The 21,888-nt window shown below is 62.1% G+C and carries 11 protein-coding genes; 5 read left to right on the top strand and 6 right to left on the bottom strand.

The annotated features are described in order from the left end of the window. Positions 1-280 precede the first annotated feature (280 nt). Positions 281-1,105 (top strand): DUF2189 domain-containing protein, encoded by an 825-nt coding sequence (locus AC0QTX_RS11560; RefSeq protein ID WP_474603970.1) that lies wholly within the window; start codon positions 281-283, stop codon positions 1,103-1,105. A gap of 53 nt (positions 1,106-1,158) precedes the next feature. On the opposite strand, the gene AC0QTX_RS11555 is transcribed toward AC0QTX_RS11560, so the two are convergent. From AC0QTX_RS11555 to AC0QTX_RS11535, 5 genes are read right to left on the bottom strand one after another with little or no spacing between them, the layout of a single operon-like run. Beyond that, entirely contained in the window at positions 1,159-1,494 is a 336-nt protein-coding gene (locus AC0QTX_RS11555) for a cytochrome C oxidase subunit IV family protein (RefSeq protein WP_474603969.1), read from the bottom strand. An 8-nt stretch (positions 1,495-1,502) separates the two neighbouring features. Then, on the bottom strand, positions 1,503-2,225 hold the full coding sequence (locus AC0QTX_RS11550) for a heme-copper oxidase subunit III family protein (protein WP_474603968.1): 723 nt from the start codon (positions 2,223-2,225) through the stop codon (positions 1,503-1,505). A gap of 14 nt (positions 2,226-2,239) precedes the next feature. Then, a complete protein-coding gene (locus AC0QTX_RS11545; protein ID WP_474603967.1) occupies positions 2,240-2,944 on the bottom strand; it encodes a cytochrome c oxidase subunit 3 in 705 nt (234 codons plus the stop codon). After that, on the bottom strand, positions 2,937-4,718 hold the full coding sequence (ctaD, locus tag AC0QTX_RS11540; protein WP_474603966.1) for a cytochrome c oxidase subunit I: 1,782 nt from the start codon (positions 4,716-4,718) through the stop codon (positions 2,937-2,939). Before ctaD ends, AC0QTX_RS11545 begins: the two co-directional genes overlap by 8 nt. A gap of 37 nt (positions 4,719-4,755) precedes the next feature. Next, positions 4,756-5,583 carry a cytochrome c oxidase subunit II gene (locus AC0QTX_RS11535; protein WP_474603965.1) on the bottom strand — a complete coding sequence of 276 codons (828 nt, stop codon included), beginning with the start codon at positions 5,581-5,583 and terminating at the stop codon, positions 4,756-4,758. Positions 5,584-6,219: 636 nt separating this feature from the next. Between AC0QTX_RS11535 and AC0QTX_RS11530 the strand changes: the two genes are divergently transcribed. Then, positions 6,220-8,178, top strand: a complete 1,959-nt coding sequence (locus AC0QTX_RS11530; protein ID WP_474603964.1) for an autotransporter assembly complex protein TamA — start codon at positions 6,220-6,222, stop codon at positions 8,176-8,178. Beyond that, positions 8,178-12,479 carry a translocation/assembly module TamB domain-containing protein gene (locus AC0QTX_RS11525; protein WP_474603963.1) on the top strand — a complete coding sequence of 1,434 codons (4,302 nt, stop codon included), beginning with the start codon at positions 8,178-8,180 and terminating at the stop codon, positions 12,477-12,479. Before AC0QTX_RS11530 ends, AC0QTX_RS11525 begins: the two co-directional genes overlap by 1 nt. Positions 12,480-12,532: 53 nt before the next feature. On the opposite strand, the gene AC0QTX_RS11520 is transcribed toward AC0QTX_RS11525, so the two are convergent. Then, positions 12,533-13,534: a Bug family tripartite tricarboxylate transporter substrate binding protein gene (locus AC0QTX_RS11520; RefSeq protein WP_474603962.1), complete on the bottom strand. Its 1,002-nt coding sequence runs from the start codon at positions 13,532-13,534 to the stop codon at positions 12,533-12,535. Between the two features lie 314 nt (positions 13,535-13,848). Between AC0QTX_RS11520 and AC0QTX_RS11515 the strand changes: the two genes are divergently transcribed. Both AC0QTX_RS11515 and AC0QTX_RS11510 read left to right on the top strand, forming a co-directional pair. Then, positions 13,849-19,698, top strand: coding sequence for a HAMP domain-containing protein (locus tag AC0QTX_RS11515; RefSeq protein WP_474603961.1), 5,850 nt, complete (start codon positions 13,849-13,851; stop codon positions 19,696-19,698). After that, positions 19,695-21,812, top strand: a complete 2,118-nt coding sequence (locus tag AC0QTX_RS11510) for a response regulator (protein ID WP_474603960.1) — start codon at positions 19,695-19,697, stop codon at positions 21,810-21,812. Before AC0QTX_RS11515 ends, AC0QTX_RS11510 begins: the two co-directional genes overlap by 4 nt. The last annotated feature ends 76 nt before the right edge of the window (positions 21,813-21,888 follow it).

The following is a 21,888-nucleotide window of genomic DNA, read 5'->3' as shown; positions in this document are numbered from 1 at the left end:
TGTATTCCGCGCCATGTGCTCGTGCCACGAAACCAAGCATGGCTTCGCCTAGAACTGCAAGAGGAACATATGAAAACCGCTTCCGGCAGTCGATGCTGCACTGCGCAAATCATATAGGAGGATGTGGCTGTGGCTCCTGACGCCTGAGAATCCATTCAAGGGCGACATTTTTCTTGTTCGAGGGTATACTCATTGCATAGGTTGCGGTTATGCGTGACCGTCGCATCGCCACGCATGGTCGTGATCCCAGCTGCCAAGGTTCAGCCCTGGAGGAGCGGTTATGGCCCATTTTCATGTTGTCGCCGGCGCAACCGAGACCCCGGCCCACCCGATTGTCAAGAAAATCACGCCCGCTGATCTGAAGGAGGCGCTGGCGAAGGGGTTTGATGATTTTTGGGCAATGCCGTCCCATCTCGTCTTCCTCGGGCTGATCTATCCCGTCCTCGGCGTGTGTCTCGCAGCGCTGACGTTCAGCAACAATGCCCTGCCACTGCTCTATCCCCTGGCCTCAGGCTTCGCTCTGGTCGGCCCCTTCGCGGCCATCGGCCTCTACGAGATCAGCAGACGACGGGAACTCGGCCTAGCCACCTCCTGGCAGGATGCGTTCGATGTCCTCAAATCGCCGTCGATCCCTTCAATCGCCGCGCTCGGCGCCCTGTTGCTGGTGATCTTCCTCGTGTGGTTGACATCGGCGCGCATGCTGTACCAGGGAATCTTCGGCTATGAGGTACCCGCGTCATACTCTCAGTTCGTCAATCAGGTGCTCGCAACCTCCGAGGGCATGAGGCTGATCGTCATCGGCAACATTCTCGGCTTCTGTTTCGCCGTTGCGGTTCTGAGCATCAGCGTCATCTCGTTCCCGCTCCTGCTCGACCGGGATGTTGGGGTGGCTGTGGCCATCTACACGTCAGTTAAGGCCGTGGTGATGAACCCGCTCACCATGGCTCTGTGGGGTCTGATCGTGGCGGCAGGGCTCCTCGTCGGATCAATCCCGCTTTTCGTAGGGCTCGCCATCGTCATGCCGGTGCTCGGACACGCGACTTGGCATCTGTATCGCCGGGTGGTGGAGCCTCCTCATCCGGACGAAGCTCATCCGGCGGCATAGATTATCCATAAAGGCTAAAGGCGGTTCTCGAAAAAGAGCGGCCTTTCTGCCGATCAGGTGCCCGTCCTGAAGAATGATATCCGGGACAGGAGCGTGTAGTCCGATTCCAGCGCCATGATAGCCACGAAGACCAGCACGGCGCTGATTGGCACCAGGATGGCATAGACCAGGGAGAGGCGCTCCCAAGCCATGTGCATGAAGACAGCCATGATAAGCCCGGCCTTCAGCATCATGAACAGGAGGATGAGCGAATATCGCAGTCCCCCCTGAAGCTGGAAGTAGTCGACGAAGTAAGAGCAGGCGCTCAGGACAAACAGCCAGGTCCAGACCACGAGGTAGAGCCTGATCGGATGCTGCTGTCCCTGCTCGTGGGCGGATGCCTGTGCCATGACCGTGCTCACCAGAGATAGAAGAAGGCGAAGATGAAGACCCAGACAAGGTCGACGAAGTGCCAATAGAGACCCATGATCTCCACCGCCTCGTACTTCCCCCTGCGACTCGTGAAGAAGCCGCGCCTTTCCTGATCGTAGTCGCCCCGCCAGACCTTTCTGGCGACGATCAGGAGAAACAGCACGCCGAAGCTCACATGGGTGCCGTGAAAGCCCGTGATCATGAAGAAGCTCGAACCGAACTGCGCTGCGCCCCAGGGATTGGCCCACGGGCGTACGCCTTCATGAATCAGTTTGGTCCACTCGAACGCCTGCATGCCGACGAAGGCGGCTCCGAGCAGGGCTGTGAGGAGCATCAGGGACGCTGTCTTCTTGCGGTCGCGACGATAGGCGAAGTTCACGGCCATAGCCATGGTGCCGCTGCTGCTGATCAGCACGAAGGTCATGATCGCAATCAGGATGAGGGGCAGGGTGACGCCTCCGATGGTGAGGGCGAAGACTTCGCTCGCGTTCGGCCATGGCACGGTCGTGGACATGCGCGCAGTCATGTAGGAGATCAGGAAGCAGCTGAATACGAAGGTGTCGCTGAGGAGAAAGATCCACATCATGGCTTTTCCCCAGGAGACATTCCTGAAAGCCTGCCGGTCCGAGGAGAAGTCGGCAGCGATGCTTCGAAGGCCCGAAGCCTCGGGGTAGGTATGTGTCGTGTCCGTCACAGCCTGTTCCGCCATGAGCAGGGCTCCATTCAGGTCAGCAACTGCCGACAGAGGTCTATGAACTCGCCGGCCCAGCCCACCCAGATGCTCAAGAGGAGAATCCAGAGCAGAAGCAGGAAGTGCCAGTATGTGGCGCAAAGCTCCACCGGCAGGCGCAATCGTTCGGCTGCGGGTACACGCCATGCCCGCTCGGTGGTACGAGCCAATGCCACCAGCCCGCCCAGGAGATGAAGGCCGTGCGCTCCGGTCAGGACGTAGAAGAAGTCATTGGCCGGGTTGGCCGTGAGGCGGTAGCCTTCGTTCGCCAGTTCCTGCCAGGCGACGAGCTGCCCCGACAGGAAGGCCAGAGCCGAGATGCCGGCTGCAATCAGGCACACTTTGAGTTCGGTTCTCTCGCCCCGACGCACAGCGACCTTCGCGCCATGGAGTGCGATGCTGCTCAAGACGAGCATGATCGTGTTGAGCCAGAGGATCGGCGGGAGCGGCAAGGCGCGCCAGTCCGGGAGCTGCATGCGCATCGTATAGGCACTGATGAAGAGCGCGAAGAAGGAGCCCACGACGGCCAGGAAGACACGCAGCCCGATTGTTGCCGGGGAGGTCGGTTGAACAGGCAGGTTAGGCAAGACGGCCGCTTCTCCCTGTTCCAGCCATGGCTTGGACGCCAAGCCTTGCTGCGAGAGCCACCATGTCGCGATGATCGCCAGCACGGTGAGGAAGAACAGGATGCTACCCATGACCCGCTCCCGGTGCGGCGCGTGTGGGCCCCGGCTGGTTCTGGGCCAGGAAATCCTGGTCTGCCCCCGGCACGCTGTAATCATATGCCCAACGATAGACGACGGGCAGATGCTTGCCCCAGTTGCCGTGAGGTGGCGGAGTTTCGGGCGTCTGCCATTCCAGGGTGGTGGCGCGCCACGGGTTGCCGCCTGCTTGCCTGCCGTGGCGCAGGCTCCAGAAGAGATTGAACACGAAGACCAGCTGGGCTGCGCCGACGATCAGCGCCACGATGGTGATGAAAGCATTCAGAGCATGGGCCGAGGGCGGTACGAAGGCCATGTCGGCGATGTCATGGTATCGGCGCGGAATTCCCATCAGGCCCAGATAATGCATGGGGAAGAAGATCGCATAGGCCCCGAGGAACGTGACCCAGAAGTGGACCTTGCCGAGCGCGTCGTTCAGCATCCGCCCGGTCACCTTCGGATACCAATGGTAGATCGCACCGAAGATCACGAGGATCGGCGCCACGCCCATGACCATGTGGAAATGCGCGACGACGAACATCGTGTCCGAGAGCGGAACGTCCACGACAACGTTGCCGAGGAAGAGCCCGGTGAGGCCGCCGTTCAGGAAGGTGACGATGAAGGCTAGCGCGAACAGCATGGGGGCGGTGAGGTGGATGTCTCCCCGCCAGAGCGTGAGGATCCAGTTATAGACCTTGATCGCCGTCGGGATAGCGATGATCAGCGTCGTGGTGGCGAAGAAGAACCCGAAGTAAGGGTTCATGCCGCTCACATACATGTGGTGCGCCCAGACGATGAAGCTCAGCGCCCCAATGGCCAGCAGCGCCCAGACCATCATGCGGTAGCCGAAGATGTTGCGGCGCGCATGGGTGCTGATGAGGTCCGAGACGATTCCGAAGGCCGGCAGAGCGACGATGTAGACCTCGGGGTGCCCGAAGAACCAGAAGAGGTGCTGGAAGAGGAGGGGGCTCCCGCCGTTGCGGTCCAGCGGCTGCCCCATCTCCACCATGGCGGGCATGAAGAAGCTGGTTCCGAGCACCCGATCGAACAGCATCATCACGGCGCCGACGAACAGCGCCGGAAAGGCGAGCAGCGCCATGAAGCTCGCCGTGAAGATGCCCCAGACGGTGAGCGGCATGCGCATCAGCGTCATGCCCCGCGCGCGGGCCTGCAGCACCGTCACCACATAGTTCAGGCCACCCATGGTGAAGCCGATGATGAAGACCATCAGCGACACGAGCATCAGGATGATGCCCCATTCCTGACCTCCCGGCGTGCCGGTCGTGATGGCCTGCGGTGGATAGAGCGTCCAGCCCGCTCCCGTGGGTCCGCCCGGCACGAAGAAGCTTGCTACGAGGATGAGGACCGCCAGGAGATAGATCCAGAAGCTCAGCATGTTGACATAGGGAAAGACCATGTCGCGCGCGCCGATCATCAGCGGGATGAGGTAATTCCCGAAGCCCCCGAGAAAGAGCGCGGTGAGCACATAGACCACCATCATCATGCCGTGCATGGTGATGAACTGGTAGTACGCATTCGCATCGATGAAGGAGAAGACGCCGGGAAAGCCCAGCTGCAGGCGCATCAGCCATGACAGGACAAGGGCGATGAGGCCGACGGAAAGTGCCACGAAGGAATATTGGATGGCGATAATCTTTGCGTCCTGGCTGAAGACGTATTTTGTCACCCAGCTGTGCGGGTGATAGAGCTCGACGTCCTCGACATCGGGCGCTGCGACCACTCCTGTCGATCCAAGTGGGACATCAACCATCAGGACGTTCTCCCCGGCTTCTCGTACGTCTCTCCAGTTAGTCAGGCATGACGGCTCCGTTCCTTGCGCCCGGCGTCAGACGTGCGAAATTGGTCGACGCCTGATCGTGCAGCCATGCCTGATATTCGCTCTCTTCCTGAACGATGACCTTCCCGCGCATCTGCGGATGTCCAACGCCACACAGCTCGGCGCAGAGGATCTCGAAGGTCCCGGTCCTCGTCGGCGTGAACCAGATGTAGGAGACCTGTCCGGGCACCAGATCCATCTTGGCCCGGAACTCCGGCACGTAGAAGTTATGGAGGACATCGGGGGAGCGCAGAAGAGCCTTGACTGGTCTGTTGACCGGCAGATGCAGTTCCCCGCCCTCGATGATCACATCATCCTGCGATTTCGGATCGTCTCGGTTCAGGCCGAGCGGATTGTCAGGGCTGATCAGGCGTGTGTCGGATGTGGCGAGCTGGCCGTCCGGTCCGGGCAACCTGAAGCTCCATTGCCATTGCTGACCGAAGATCTCGATGTCGGTTGCGTCGTCGGGCACGGTGATGAACTGCTGCCAGACGAACAGACCAGGCGCCAGCATCGCCGCGACGCCTACGCCGGTCACAATGGTCAGCCACCATTCCAGGCGCTTGTTCTCAGGCTCGTAATGGGCCTGCCGGCCTTCCTGATGGCGAAAGCGGTAGACGCAGTATGCCATGAAGAGGATGATCGCGACGAATACCGCGCCCGTGATCCAGAAGGTGATGATGATCGTGTTGTCGATATAGCGCCAGTTCGATGCAATCGGCGTCCACCACCAGGGGCTCACGATGTGGAAGACCACTGAGCCGACAGCGACAAGCACGAGTATGAGCGCTACAGCCATTCCTCACCATCCTTGCCTTGAGCAGGCTGCGGATCTGAAGCAGAAGGCGCAACTCTATTTTTTTGCGTCGTAGCTATGTTTTGATTGAGACACTACCAAAGAAGCCCCAAACCAAAACGCATTCAACAATCAGCATCGGCTGTAAGGCGGCTGCTCTATACAACGCAGCAACTTGATACTGGCCTGCAGCTGCCTTGAAAATTACACCCGATGGAACTGGCGGTCAATCAGGCTTGGCTGTCGGAGGACTGAAGGACGCCATGCGAAGTGTCTTTGTTTCATGTGAAACAAAAGAGCATGAACGGCATCGGCGTCTGTCCCAGCAAATCAGAAAACGACGAAATGGTGGCAATATTTGGGCAGATTTAAGAGCCCCTGCTGCTAGGGATATTCATCGCGCAGGCGTTGTCGCTGCGCGCAATGTGGATGTTTTCCTCACGTTTCGCCTTTGCGGATGCCTTTCATTAACAATCAACTTGAAATCATCTGGGCGGGGTTTTGCCGCCAGGGAAACTATGGTTAGGTACGCACCTGACAAACCTCGACACATCGCAACACGTCTCCCGAAACACTGGAGGCGCGTTGGGGATCGGTAACCAGATCTGCATCAGGGAGAGAGTGCCTCAAGTGCTGCGGTTGAGCACCAAACGAAGGACGGCGTTTCTCTTCCTGGTAGGCGTTCTGTTGAGTGGGCTGCCGTCCAATCATGCCGTCGCGTTCGATCTGTTTGGATGGTTTGGCGGAAGCGACGAGCCGCCTGCTCCCAGCGCGGAAGCCCTGCCTTATTCCCTTGACTACGCTGTCGCAGGCGATCCGAAAAATCTTGAGCAGACCCTGAAGGATGCATCAACCCTCCAGAGCCTCCAGTCGGATCCTCCGCCGGACGCCGCAGCCTTGGTTGCCCGTGCCCAGGACGATCTGCCGCGCCTGATCGATGCGCTCTGGGGGGCGGGGTACTACAATGCCCGCGTCGCGATCAGCGTCGCCGGTGTGCCGTTGACGCTTCAATCGCCCCGCGCTGATGCCGCGACGAGTGCGGTGGCAGGATATCGCGCGCGGGCCCTCGTGCCCGTTCAGATCATCGCGGAGCCTGGAACTCAATTCGCCCTGCGGGATGTCTCGGTTGTGAACGCGAGGACTGGGCAGCCTTTCCTTCCGGGCGAGCTTCCGCCGCGGGTCGTGCAGATCGAACCGGGCGATCCCGCGCGTTCTGCCGATATCCTGGCAGCAGAAGCGCGCATCGTCGATCATTTCCGCGCGGAGTCCCGACCCTTCGCCAAGGTGGAGCGGCGCGAGCCTGTGGTGTTCCATCCGGCTCAGGCGATGGACATCAGCCTCGCATTCGATCCGGGCCCCCGCGCGGGCATCGGCCCCATCACCATCCGGGGCGCCGAGGGCGTCGATCCGGCCGTGGTGCGCTCCTTCATCTACACCGAGCCAGGTGATCCCTACTCGCCTGCGGAACTGGCGTCGATGCGCAAGTCGATCTCTCAGATCGAGGCACTGTCCTCCGTGCGGATCAGGGAAGCCGAGACCCTCGATGCCTATGGGAACCTGCCGCTCTTCGTGGAACTAACAGAGCGTCCGCCGCGCATCATCGGGGCCTCGGCCCAGTATTCGACGACGGATGGGCCGGCGCTCCGAGCCTATTGGGCACATCGCAACCTGTTCGGCGGCGCCGAGCGGCTGAGGTTCGAAGGTAATCTCTTCTACCTGACCGAGGATGGCGGCCAGCCGGACCGGGACGAGGATTTCGATTGGAGCGATCTCGGCGGCCGTTTCCGCGCGAGCTTCCTGAAGCCGGCCCTGTGGGGAACCCGCAACGACCTGCTCGTCGATGCCATTGTGGAGCGGGACCGCACGGAGGGCTATACCAGCCGCCTCGTGAACGCGACCGCAGCCATCCGCCACCGGTTCAGCGAGACGTTCTCGATCCAGGGCGGGATCGAGTACGAACGAGGGCAGACCTCGGATGTACTCGGGCAGATCGACTACACCCTGGTCGGACTGCCGGTTTCCCTCAGCTACGATTCCACCGACAGCCCCCTCAATCCCACGGAAGGCATCAGGCTCATCGCCTCGGTCACGCCCTATCCGGAGTTTCTCGGCTCCTCCGTTCCCATCACGGTCGCCAGGGGGACTGCGTCTGCCTATTACGCGCTGGACGAGGAGGCGCGCTACGTGCTGGCCGGGCGCATCGGTCTCGGCTCCATCGTCGGAGCTGATCTCGACGAAATTCCCGCCAACCGACGCTTCTTCGCGGGTGGCGGAGGCTCTGTTCGAGGCTATTCCTACAGGACCCTTGGCCCGACCTTCCTGGGCGAGCCGGTCGGCGGCCGGAGCCTGCTGGAGGCATCCCTCGAGGCCCGGATCAAGATCACCGACACGATCGGCATCGTGCCCTTCGTCGATGCGGGCACCGCCTTCGAGTCGAGCTATCCGGATTTCGACGAGCGCATCCGCATCGGTGCCGGTCTGGGCCTGCGCTACTACACCGGAATCGGCCCCATCCGCCTGGATGTGGCGATCCCGGTCAATCCGGAGCGGGGTGATCCCTCCTACGCCATCTATGTCGGAATCGGGCAGGCCTTCTGATGAAAAAGCCAATCCGCTCCCTCTCCCTGCTGACGGTTGTCCTCGCTGTAGCGCTGGTTGCCTCCTGGTTCCTCGTCTCGCGTCCGAGCCAGGCGCAGAGCGATCAGGGCGTGCTGGCTAGCCTGATTTCGCGCCTCCTCTCCACGCCGACCACCCAGGTCAGCATCGGCAGCATCGAGGGAGCACTGTCTTCGAACGCTGTGATCCGGGATGTGCGCATCTCGGATCGAGACGGCGTATGGCTCAATCTCGACCGCGCCAACCTGGTCTGGAGCCGGACGGCGCTCCTGCGCGGGCGGCTGCAGGTCGACGAACTCACCATTGGCCGTCTCCAGGTCCAGCGCCGGCCGTTGCCCGCCGAGGAGGGCGCGCCGGTTTCAGACGAGCCGATCCTGCCAGAGCTGCCGGTCCGGGTCATCGTCGACCGCTTTGCCCTGCAGGAACTGGTGCTCGGCGAACCGGTGGTGGGCACCCAGGCGCGGCTTTCGGCGGCCGGCTCCGCACAGATCGGAAACCCGTCGGAAGGGCTCGACCTGACCTTCGCGGCGCAGCGCCTGGACGCTCCCGGCCAATTGTCGATCGATCTCAACTACGTGCCGCAGACGAACCGCCTCGCGCTCGATCTCACCCACCAGGAGCCGGCAGGCGGCATCGCGGCTCGGCTTCTGGACCTTCCCGGCCTTCCGCCCGTCGATCTGAAGCTGGCGGGGCAGGGGCCTTTGAGCGATTTCGCTGCGCGGCTCGATTTCTCCGCCGGTCCGACGATCGGAGCGGCGGGCACCACGACGGTGCGGCGCACGAACGCGGCTTATGACTTGAACGTGGACCTCGCAGCCCGCATCGAAGGGTTGCTGCCCGCGCCAGCCGCAGCGGTCTTCAGCGGCACCACGCAGCTCGTCGGCAATGTGAACGTTTCGGATGACGGCGCCATCCGCTTCCAGCCGGTTCAGATCACGTCGAACGTTGCACGCTTCGACATGAATGGGACGATCAGCTCCGGTCAGGTACTCGACATCCGGCTCAACGCCCGCGCCTTGCCGACCGATGGCAACCGAACGCGCGCTGGCGCGGCTGAGATTGCCCGGCTCAATTTCGACGGCACCGTGCAGGGACCGCTGACCGCTCCGCGCGTCAACGGCAACCTGGATGCCGCCGAAATCCGGCTGCCGGAAGGCTCCCTCGATGCGCTGAATGCCCGCGTGACCATGAGCCCGGTGGAGGGCGTCTCCCCTCCGGACCGGTTCTCCTTCGCGATCGATGCCAATGCCAGCGGGATTCGCCCCGCCGATCAGGCGCTGGCGCGGGCGATCGGAACCACCCTTGCGGTTACCTCCCGCGGCTCCTTTGATCTCGAAGGAATTGCCGGCGTCGAGACGGCGCGCATCGAGACATCAACCGCGCGGGCGAGCTTCAACGGAAGGGTCGGAGCGACGGTCCTCGATGGTACGCTCAATGCGAACATCCCGGCACTCGCGCCGTTCTCGGGCATCGCCGGGCGAACGCTGCGAGGCTCGGCGGATCTCACGGCCCGGCTCTCCGGCAATCCGAGACGCTACGACATGGCGGCAGCTGTCGATGCGCGGCTCCGCGAGCTTTCGACCGGAATGCCCGCCCTCGACGGTCTTCTGGGCCGCACGGTGACTGCCGCGGGCACCTTGCGCCGCATCCCGAACGGTTTCGCGTTCGACAATTTCCGCCTGGACGGTGCGCATGTCGACGCCCGCCTGGACGGGCAGGCGACGCAATCGGCAGCGAACCTGGGTCTCGACGTCACAATCGACGAATTGAGGCATGTGGATGAGCGCGTCACCGCAGGGCGGGCGGCTGTCGCAGCGCGCCTGACGGGCTCCCTCGAACGCCCCGACGTGACCGGCACCGCGACGCTCACCGATGTTCGCGCGCTCGGGCGCTCCATCCCGCGCCTCGTCCTCGACCTCAATGCCCGCGATGTGACGGGCGCACTCGACGCGGCTCTCACACTGGATGGGCGGGTCGACGACAAGCCGGCGACAGGCTCCCTGCATCTGGCTAGGCCCCCGGAAGGCGGCTGGCTGCTCGACCGGCTCGACATCGACATCGGCTCGGTGGCCCTCAACGGAAATCTTCGGCTGACCCCCGATCAGCTGGCGCAGGGTGAAATCTCCCTGTCCGGCAGCAACTTCGATGATCTCTCCCCGCTGGTGCTGACGAAACTCGATGGAGCTCTCGACGCCGTCGTGTCTCTCAATGCGCGGGGCGGCGGGCAGGACGTACAGGTCACCGCACGCGGCGCGCGCTTCGCCGTGGCCGACATCACCGTGCGGGATTTCGACACGCGGCTCACGGTTCAGGACCTGTACCGTCGCCCGGTGATCGACGGCTCCGTGTCCGCAGCTGCGGTGTCGGCCGGCGGCCAGACCTACCGGGATGTGCGCTTCACGGCTGAAGGCACGCCCGAGGCCTCGCGCTTTACCGCCTCGGCAACGGGGCAGGGCTTCGATCTCGATGCGCAGGGTCGCGTCGTGCCGGGCGATGCGACACGGATCGAGCTTGCCTCGTTCACCGCGCGCCGCGGCGGCAGGCGCCTGTCCTTGGCTCAGCCGGCCACCATTGCGTTGCAGGACGGCTCGGTCACCCTGTCCAATGTCGTCATCGCGGCGGATCAGGGACGCGTAGCCCTGTCCGGCACCATCGGTGACAGGCTCGATCTCGCGGTCGACATCCGCAATCTTCCGCTCCAGACGGCGGAAATCGTCATGCCTAATCTCGGACTTGCCGGCACGGTCAACGGCAGCGCCTCTGTTGCCGGAACCGCAAGCAATCCAACCGGAACCTACCGCATCACCCTGTCCGGTCTCGCGACCGCACAGACCCGTCAGGCAGGGCTGCCGCCGCTCGGCATCGAGGCGCAGGGCCGGCTGGCCGATCAGCGCGTTGGAGTCGATGCGCGGGTCTCGGCTGGGCGCACCGGCACTTTCCAGGTGTCTGGGAGCGTTCCAATCGACGCGAATGGTAGTCTTGCGCTCAGGGTTTCGGGCCGCGTCGACCTTGCCATAGCAAACACGGTCCTGTCGGCCTCCGGCCAGCGCCTCGCCGGTGCGGCCAACCTGGACCTCTCCATCGCTGGAACAACGGCCGATCCCCGCATCGAGGGAAGTGTCACCATCGCCAATGGCAGCTTCTCCGATGCGCTCCAGGGCATCCAGCTGAACGCCATTGGCGGCCGGTTGGCCGCGCGCGGAAAGGTGCTCGTCATCGAAACCCTCACGGCGCAGACGCAGAACGGCGGCTCCCTTGCGGCCCGGGGGCAGGTGACCATCGATCCGGCTGCAGGTTTTCCCGGCGAGATCAGGATCACAGGCAGCCGGGCGCAGCTCGTGTCCAACGAAACCGTGGAGGCGATTGCTGACCTGGACCTGACCCTCTCCGGGCCCCTGACCAGTCGGCCGCGCGCGGCGGGGCGGATCGACATCATCACGATGAATGTCTCGGTGCCCGACCGGTTGCCGACGACCTTGCGGCCACTGCCCGGAACGAAGCACGTGCGTCCCACGCCGACCGCCGCAGCACGGCTTGCCCTGGCCCAGCGGCGGCAATCCGCCTCTGCCCGGGGCACGCCGTTCAGGGCGGAGCTCGATCTGACGTTGACGGCGCAGAATCGAATCTTCGTCCGGGGACGGGGGATCAATGCGGAGCTCGGCGGCGACCTGAGGCTTCAGGGCACGACCCAGGATCCCGTCGCCATCGGCGCCTTCGAGTTGCGCCGCGGACGCTTCGATCTCCTGGGACAGAGGATCGAGTTCGTGCGCGGCCGCCTGGACTTCACCGGCGATCTCACGCCGTCGCTCGATTTCCTGGCGGAAACGCAGGCCGGTGACGTCACGGCGCGCATTGCGGTGACCGGGCCTGCCTCGAGCCCGGAATTCTCATTCAGCTCCGAGCCCGACCTGCCGCAGGACGAGGTGCTGTCCCGCGTCCTGTTCCAGAAGCCTTCGGGCGGCCTCTCGGCCGGGCAGGCCCTGCAGCTTGCGCAGGCCGTAGCACAGCTCTCCGGCGGTTCCGGCAACGATGCGTTCGAGCGCCTGCGCCGGTCGCTGGGCGTCGACAGCCTCGACATCACGGTCGGTGCCGGTGGCGGGCCGGGCGTGGGCGTCTCCCGCTATATCAGCGACAATGTCCGCGTGGGCGTCAGAGCCGGCGCCCGGCCGGAGGAAAGCGGCGTCACGGTGGATATCGACCTGACGCGGCGGCTCAAGGCGCAGGGCGAGGTGAATGCCGAAGGCGGCACTTCCGTTGGCCTTGGGTTCGAAATGGAATACTAGCAGATCACCCGTGTCGGCTGGGGCTGCCAGAGCAGCCCCAGCCACAGCAGCCGTCAGTCGACCTTCGCGCCCGATGCTTTGACCACCTTCGCCCATTTCTCGTGCTCGGCCCTGACATAGCTCATCAGCTCAACCGGGCTCATGGGCTGGATCTCGCCGCCGAGATCGGCAAAGCGCTTCTGCAGCTCCGGCGTTTCCAGCGCCTTCCGGACTTCCTGGTTCAGCTTGTTCGTGATGTCAGGAGGCGTGCCCTTCGGGGCAAAGAGCGCGAACCAGCTCGTCGCCTCGAAGCCGGGAAGGCCTGCTTCCGCGAGCGTAGGCTTGTCGGGAAGGGCCGGGGAGCGTTTGGATGACGTGACCGCCAGCGCCCGGAGATTGCCGCCGCGCACATGCTCGATCGAGGAGGGGAGGTTGTCGAACATGACGTCCACCTGGCCGCCGATCAGATCGTTCACCGCTGGCCCGCTGCCGCGATAGGGCACGTGAGGCATCTCGATGCCGGTCATCTGCTTGAAGAGCTCGCCGGAGAGATGGATCGAGGTGCCGTTGCCGGAAGAGGCCATGGTCATCTTGCCGGGAGTAGCCTTCGCCTCGGCGATGAATTCCTGCACGGTGGTGGCCTTCACCTTCTTGGGGCTGACAACCATCAGGTTCGGCACGCCAGCGACGTAGGCGACCGGCGCGAAATCCGTGAGCGCGTCATACGGCATCTTGGCATAGAGGCTCGGGTTGATGGCATGAGTGCCCACCGTGCCCATGACCAGCATGTACCCGTCCGGCTCAGCCTTTGCGACCGCGTCGGCCCCGATATTGCCGCCGGCGCCGCCGCGGTTCTCGATGACGAATTGCTGGCCAAGGGACTGGGACAGCTTCTCGCCCACAAGCCGGGCGAAGATGTCCGTGGTGCCACCTGGCGTGAATGGCACGATGACGCGGACGGGCCGTGTCGGATAGGTAGCCGGCTGGGCAAGCGCGGCTCCCGAGGCGAGGCCGGCGGCGGCTCCGAGCAGAAGGCCAAGCATGCGCCGGCGCGTGGAGCAGGAAGAGGATGACATGGCGGCTCCCTAGGATTTGGTGTCCTTGACCGCGCCTTCATTCCGGAGCGGCAGCCATCATGAGAGCGTAACCCGACGCTTCGGGCAATGGCCCTTCGCTCACGGCCCGTTGCCTATATAGCTCGAAGGACAGGTTCGCTGCTTCGCCGGAAGGCGACCGCGGAAAAATATTTAGAAGACTCGGGAACCCGCTTTCCTTGAAAAGCGTTACGCAAGGTCGAATTCCATCCGAAGACGAACAAAGTAGCTTTTGGGATGTCGGCATATGAGGATCCAGGCGCGAGTAGGCCTGGAACAGCGTAACGGGGGGCCTTATGTCACAAGTCGAAACCGCCATTTCGCAGCTTGATCCCAAGCTGCTGCTCAAAACCTTACGCGCATTCCGGAGAGGCGACTTCTCCGTACGCCTTCCCTCTGATCTGACCGGGATTGACGGCGAAATTGCCGAGGCTTTCAACGACATAGCCGACCTGAACAAGGGTCTTGCCCAGGAGCTGGACCGGGTTGCGAAGGTGGTCGGCAAGGAAGGCCGGATCGGAGAGCGCGGGCGTCTGTCCTCTGCGAGCGGCTGCTGGAGCGAGTGCATCGACTCCGTCAATTCCATGATCGGCGACCTCGTCCAGCCGACGACCGAAGTGGCCCGGGTGATCGGCGCGGTGGCCAAAGGCGATCTCAGCCAGAGCATGCAGCTCGAGATCGAAGGTCGCCCCCTGCGCGGCGAGTTCCTGCGCATCGGCAAGGTGGTCAACACCATGGTGGGCCAGCTGAGTTCTTTCGCCTCGGAGGTGACCCGCGTCGCCAAGGAAGTGGGCACCGAGGGCAAGCTGGGTGGTCAGGCTCAGGTGAAGGGCGTGGCCGGCACCTGGAAGGACCTCACCGACAACGTGAACATGATGGCGGCCAACCTCACCGGTCAGGTGCGTAACATCGCCGAAGTCACCACCGCGGTGGCGAACGGCAACCTGTCCAAGAAGATCACCGTCGACGTCAAAGGCGAGATGCTCGAGCTGAAGAACACCATCAACACCATGGTGGACCAGCTCAACTCCTTCGCCTCGGAAGTGACCCGCGTGGCCAAGGAAGTGGGCACTGAGGGCAAGCTGGGTGGTCAGGCCCAGGTGAAGGGCGTGGCCGGCACCTGGAAGGATCTCACCGACAACGTCAACATGATGGCCGCCAACCTGACCGGTCAAGTGCGCGGCATCGCCGAGGTCGTGACCGCCGTTGCCGTCGGTAACCTCACCCGGAAGCTGACCGTAGATGCGAAGGGCGAGATCGCGGCGCTGGCGGATACCATCAACGGCATGATCGATACGCTTGCCACCTTCGCCGATCAGGTGACGAACGTGGCGCGTGAGGTGGGTATCGAAGGAAAGCTGGGTGGGCAAGCCCTCGTGCCGGGCGCCGCCGGTCTGTGGCGCGATCTGACCGACAACGTGAACATGATGGCGGCGAACCTGACGGGACAGGTGCGTAACATTGCGGACGTCACCACCGCGGTGGCAAACGGCGACCTGTCGAAGAAGATCACCGTCGACGTCAAAGGCGAGATGCTGGAGCTGAAGAACACCATCAACACCATGGTGGACCAGCTCAACTCGTTCGCATCGGAAGTGACCCGCGTGGCCCGCGAGGTGGGCACGGAAGGAAAGCTCGGCGGCCAGGCGCAGGTGAAAGGGGTCGGCGGCACCTGGAAGGATCTCACCGACAATGTGAACATGATGGCGGCCAACCTCACCGGTCAGGTGCGTAACATCGCAGATGTGACGACGGCAGTCGCGAACGGCGACCTGTCGAAGAAGATCACCGTCGATGTGCGCGGCGAGTTGCTCGAGCTGAAGAACACCATCAACACCATGGTGGATCAGCTCAACTCGTTCGCATCGGAAGTGACGCGCGTGGCCCGCGAGGTGGGCACCGAAGGCAAGCTCGGCGGTCAGGCTCGCGTGGAGGGTGTCGGCGGTGTCTGGAAAGGCCTGACCGACAACGTGAACATGATGGCGGCGAATCTGACGGGCCAGGTTCGTAACATCGCCGACGTGACCACAGCCGTGGCGAATGGCGACCTGTCCAAGAAGATCACGGTCGACGTGCGCGGCGAGCTCTTGGAGTTGAAGAACACCATCAACACCATGGTGGACCAGTTGAACTCTTTTGCTTCCGAGGTGACCCGCGTCGCCAAGGAAGTGGGCTCCGAGGGTAAGCTCGGCGGTCAGGCGCAGGTGAAGGGGGTCGGCGGCGTCTGGAAAGGCCTGACCGACAACGTGAACCTTATGGCCGCGAACCTGACGGGTCAGGTGCGTGGTATCGCCGACGTCGTGACCGCCGTTGCGACCGGCGACTTGTCGAAGAAGATCACCGTCGTGGTCGAAGGCGAGATGCTCGAGCTGAAATCGACCATCAACACCATGGTGGACCAGCTCAACTCCTTTGCTTCCGAGGTGACCCGCGTGGCCCGCGAGGTGGGATCGGAAGGCAAGCTGGGCGGGCAAGCCCAGGTGAAGGGCGTGGCCGGCACCTGGAAGGACCTCACTGACAACGTCAACATGATGGCCGCCAACCTGACCGGTCAGGTCCGTAACATCGCCGACGTGACGACGGCAGTCGCGAATGGTGACCTGTCTAAAAAGATCACTGTCGATGTGAAAGGCGAGATGCTCGAGCTGAAGAACACCATCAATACCATGGTGGACCAGCTGAACTCGTTCGCTTCCGAAGTGACCCGCGTGGCCCGCGAGGTGGGCACCGAAGGAAAGCTCGGCGGGCAAGCTCAGGTCCGCGGCGTCGGCGGCACCTGGAAGGACCTCACCGACAACGTGAACATGATGGCGGCCAACCTCACCGGTCAGGTGCGTAACATCGCCGACGTGACCACAGCCGTTGCAAACGGCAACCTGTCGAAGAAGATTACTGTCGACGTGAAAGGCGAGATGCTGGAGCTGAAGAACACCATCAACACCATGGTGGACCAGCTCAACTCCTTCGCCTCGGAAGTGACCCGCGTCGCGAAGGAAGTGGGCACCGAAGGCAAGCTCGGCGGTCAGGCTCGCGTGGAGGGCGTATCGGGTCTGTGGCGCGATCTCACGGACAACGTCAACCAGCTCGCCGCCAACCTGACCAATCAGGTGCGAGCCATCGCGGAAGTGGCCACGGCCGTGACGCGCGGCGACCTGACCCGGTCGATCACCGCGGAGGCCCTCGGCGAGCTTGCAGCGCTCAAGGACAACATCAACGAGATGATCCGCAACTTGCGCGACACGACGCTCAAGAATGCGGAGCAGGATTGGCTGAAGACCAATCTCGCCAAGTTCACCCGCATGCTGCAGGGTGAGCGCGATCTCGCCACCGTCTCGAACATGATCCTGTCGGAGATTGCACCGCTCGTGAACGCACAGCAGGGCGTCTTCTATACGGTGGAGAGCCATGGTGACGAGCCATCCCTGGAGCTCGTCGCATCCTATGCCTTTACCGAGAGAAAGCATCTGGCCAACCGCTTCCGCTTCAGAGAAGGGCTGGTCGGCCAAGTGGCCTACGAGAAAAAGCGCATTCTGCTCACGAATGCGCCGAGCGACTACATCACGATCGGTTCGGCTCTTGGCCAGGCGCCGCCGCTCAACATCATCGTTCTGCCGGTCCTTTTCGAGCAGGAGGTGAAGGCGGTGATCGAACTTGCTTCGTTCAACCGCTTCTCCGAAACCCACCAGTCCTTCCTCGACCAGCTGACGGAATCGATCGGTATCGTTCTCAATACGATCGCGGCCAACATGCGGACAGAAGGTCTGCTGAAGCAGTCCCAGCTGCTCACCACCGAGCTTCAGAGCCAACAGGAGGAGCTGCGGAACACCAACGATCGCCTGGAGCAGCAGGCCGCGACCCTGCGACAGTCGGAGGAACTTCTGCGGCAGCAGCAGGAAGCACTCCAGAAGACCAACGAGGAGCTTGAGGACAAGGCACGCCTGCTTGAGCTTCAGAAGAGGGAAGTCGAGACGAAGAACCAGGAGGTCTCCGTTGCCAAGACCGCGCTCGAGGAAAAGGCAGAACAGCTCTCCCTCACCTCGCGCTACAAGTCGCAGTTCCTGGCCAACATGAGCCACGAATTGAGGACGCCTCTCAACTCGCTCCTGATTCTCTCGAAGCTCCTGACGGAGAATTCAGACGGCAACCTCACGGACAAGCAGAAGGAGTTCGCCAAGACGATCCATGCGGCCGGTTCCGACCTCCTGTCGCTCATCAACGACATCCTGGACCTGTCCAAGATCGAATCCGGAACGGTCAGCCTTGAGGTCTCCAGCGTCGCCTTCAAGGATCTCGTCGAGAACATGGATCGGACGTTCCGGCAGGTGGCGGAGGAGAGGAAGCTCGAATTCCACGTTGAGGTCGATCCGAAGCTCCCGCTCGCCATCAGAACGGACTCGAAGAGACTGCAGCAGGTGCTGCGCAACCTGCTGTCGAACGCCTTCAAGTTCACGGAACGCGGAGGAGTTACGCTTCAGATCGGGTCCGCCGAGGGCTCGCCTCTGAGGGCCGGGAGCCAGTGGATCGCCATGTCCGTTACGGATACCGGCATCGGCATTCCGGAGGACAAGCAGCGCATCATCTTCGAGGCCTTCCAGCAGGCGGACGGCACCACGAGCCGCAAGTACGGGGGAACCGGTCTCGGCCTGTCGATCAGCCGTGAGATCGCGCGGCTCCTCGGCGGCGAAATCGTCGTGTCGAGCACGCCGGGAAGCGGGTCAACCTTCACGCTCTTCGTTCCAGTTGAGCCGCCCGCGAGCCATGGGGCCCTCGGCGCATCCTCCATGGCGCGATCGAATGGCGACGCAGCCGGATCCTACTCCCCTTCCGAGGAGGCGACTGGAACGATGATCCGGCAGCCTTCCGCGGCCATGGCACTCTCCGCATCGCTCGATGATCGGCACGCGATAACCCTAGGCGACCGTATCGTTCTCATCATCGAGGATGATGCAATGTTTGCATCGGTGCTGCTGGAACTCGCACGCGAGGAGGGCTTCAAGGGGCTCATCGCCATGGATGGCGCCTCGGCCCTGGCCTTAGCCCATCGCTACAAGCCGCACGCGATTACCCTCGATATCGGCTTGCCTGACATGGATGGATGGGCACTCCTCGACCTCTTGAAGCACGACCCGAGGACGAGACACGTTCCCATTCATGTGATCTCGGTCGATGATCAGAAGAAGCGGGGCCTCAAGGCCGGTGCCTTCGGCTTCCTGGAGAAGCCCGTCGACCGCGAAGCTCTTATGGGCGCGCTCAACCGCACGAAGGAGTTCATTGACCGGCCTGTAAAGAAGCTTCTCCTCGTTGAGGATGATGACAACCAGCGTATGAGCTTGTCGGAGCTCATGAAGAGCGAGCAGGTCGACGTCACCGCCGTGGGGACTGCCGAGAGTGCCCTGGAGGTCATCCAGGCGCGACCCTTCGATTGTGCCATCGTGGATCTCGGCTTGCCGGATCTGCCCGGTGCTGAACTGATAGAGCGCATCCGAAACACGAAGGGTGGTGAGGAACTGCCCATCGTCATCTATACAGGCCAGGATCTGACCAAGGCAGAAGAGCGTCGACTGCAGAACATTGCCGCGACTCTCATCGTCAAGGGTGAGGGCTCGTCCGAACGACTCCTCAACGACACGGCGTTGTTCCTCCACCGGGCTATCAGCGCCATCCCGGAGGATAAGCACATCATCGTCGAACATCGCGCTGATGGATCGCTCGATGGCCGCAAGGTTCTCATCATCGATGATGACATGCGAAATATTTTCTCGCTGACGAGTGCGCTCGAGCAGCATGGACTATCCGTCATCTTCGCGGAGAACGGCCTGGAAGGAATCGAGAAGCTTCAGGCTAATCTCGACGTCGATGTGGCCCTGGTCGATATCATGATGCCGGAGATGGACGGCTACGAAACCATGCGAGAGATCCGGAACCTCCCCCAGTACCGTGATCTCCCCCTTGTCGCCGTAACGGCGAAGGCGATGAAAGGCGATCGTGAAAAGTGCCTTGAAGCGGGTGCGACGGACTACGTGTCGAAACCTGTGGACATCGATCAGCTTCTCGCCGTCCTTCGCGTTCAATTGAGCCGGAGCACCTATATCCCTGAAGGGAAGACGGTTCCCAATGGTGCGGCAGGGATCGGGTTGAGCTCATGATCGAAGACGCTAGGCAGGTGGACACGGGCCTGGGACCGGATGAGTTTCATTTGGTCTCGGCTCGTCCACTGGCGGATCCGATTCCCGCCAAAATCCTGGTTGTCGACGACGACCCCAGGAATCTGATCGCCGTCGAAGAGGTGCTGCGATCTCCCGGTGTGGAGATCGTCACTGCCAATTCTGGCGAGGCTGCCTTGCGCCATGTTCTCCAAAGTGACTTTGCAGCCATCCTGCTCGATGTGCAGATGCCACGAATGGACGGCTATGAAGTGGCTAGTCTGATCCGCAACAGGTCCCGGTCGTCACGGGTCCCGATCCTGTTTCTCACAGCCTTCAACAAAGACGACATGCATGTCTTCAAGGGGTACTCGGCAGGGGCGGTCGACTACGTCTTCAAGCCCATCGAGCCGCTAATCCTCAAATCCAAGGTCGATATCTTTGTCGATCTCTACCGCAAGACGGAGGAAATTCGCCGACAGGCAGAGCAGGAGAGGCATCTGCTCATGGAAAACCTGCGGGTCCGCGGTGAAAAGCTGAAGGCGGAGCAGGCCCTGCGGCGTCGCGAGGAGCATCAGTCGATCGTTCTGCAGTCGCTCCCGATCGCCCTCTATACGGCCTCCGTTCAGGAAGACCACCGGCAGCTTCACTTTACGAATGAAAGCATCGAGCGCATCACCGGATTTGGTCCGGATGCCTTCCTCGAACGCTCTGATTTCTGGTCCTCTCGGCTCAATGACGAGGATCGGGGGAGGGTTATGAACGAACTGAAGGGCTTGGAAGCAGAAGGGTCCGTCAGTCTCGAGTATCGCTGGCTCTGCGCAGATGGCGTCGAGCGATACTTTCTCGACCAGACAGTTCTCATGCGAGATGATGACGGGCGACCACGCGAGTTCTTCGGAATGTGGTTCGATATCACCGAGCGCAAGCAGATGGAGCAGAACCTGCTCCATGCCAGCAAGCTTGAAGCCGTTGGCCGCCTCACAGGTGGTATCGCTCATGACTTCAACAACATGCTGAGCGTCGTCATCGGCAATCTCGACCTCCTGAAAAAATCCATCCAGGGTAACGAGAAGGCTGAGAGGCGGGTCAGGATGGCCATGGAGAGTGCGCAGCACTGCGCAGATCTCACCTACAGGCTTCTGACATTCTCCCGCCGCCAAGCGCTGCAGGTGTCGACGATCAACGTGATGAGCCTCATGCCGAGTCTCTTGGAGCTTATGCGCAGGACGCTTGGCGAGAACATCAATGCTTCCGTTCAGGCTGACGAGAACATTTGGCCCATTCAGGTTGATCGCGCTCAGTTCGAGGCGGCTCTCCTGAACCTTGCTGTGAATGCCCGTGATGCAATGCCGGACGGCGGCGATCTGACAATCACCGTTGCAAACCAGATTGTCGAAGAAGGGAAGCCCCTTCAAAGCGGCGATTATGTAGTGATCGCCGTTCAGGACACCGGGGTGGGAATGCCTCCTGAAGTGCTTGAGAAGGTTTTCGAACCATTCTTCACCACCAAAGAAAGCGGTAAAGGCACGGGACTCGGTCTCAGCATGGTCTATGGTTTCGTTCAGCAGTGCCACGGGCGAGTCGAGGTGGAAAGTGCGCAGAATGTCGGAACGACGATCCGCATCTTCCTCCCTCGTTCCCATGAGATCACCGAGAGCACTTCCCACAACCATGCCCGCGTTGCCACGCCTTTCGGAGAAGGACGGGCCGTGCTGGTGGTCGAGGACAATCCTGCCGTCCGCCAGGTCGCCACGTCGACGCTTCGGTCGCTCGGCTTCACCGTGCAGGAGGCCGAGAGCGGCGACGAAGCTGCCCGGATCCTGAAGAACCTGAAGAGGAGGAGAGATATATCTCTTGTGCTCTCCGATGTCCGAATGCCCGGTGATTTGAGCGGCGTTGACCTTGCTCGCCTGATACAAAGTGAGCACCCTGAGATTCAGGTTCTACTGACGACCGGATACTTCGATGGGGAGGAGACGCTGAACGATCTCAATCTTCTCTACAAGCCTTACCGCGCGACGGACCTGGCGGAGAAGATCCAAGCCTTGATGAAGTTGCCGGAGACTGTCGAGGTGGATGATGTGGCATCGCGGCCAGAGGCCGCCGTAGCATGATCTCTCGAACCTTGCTGATCAAACCCGTCTAGAGGGTGAGCACCTATGTAGTTGACCTCATTCTTCAACTTCCTTG

The sequence above is a fragment of the Microvirga sp. jy35 genome (assembly GCF_056148915.1).
Note: the sequence above shows the minus strand (reverse complement) of the source record. Positions and strands in the feature narration are given on the sequence as shown.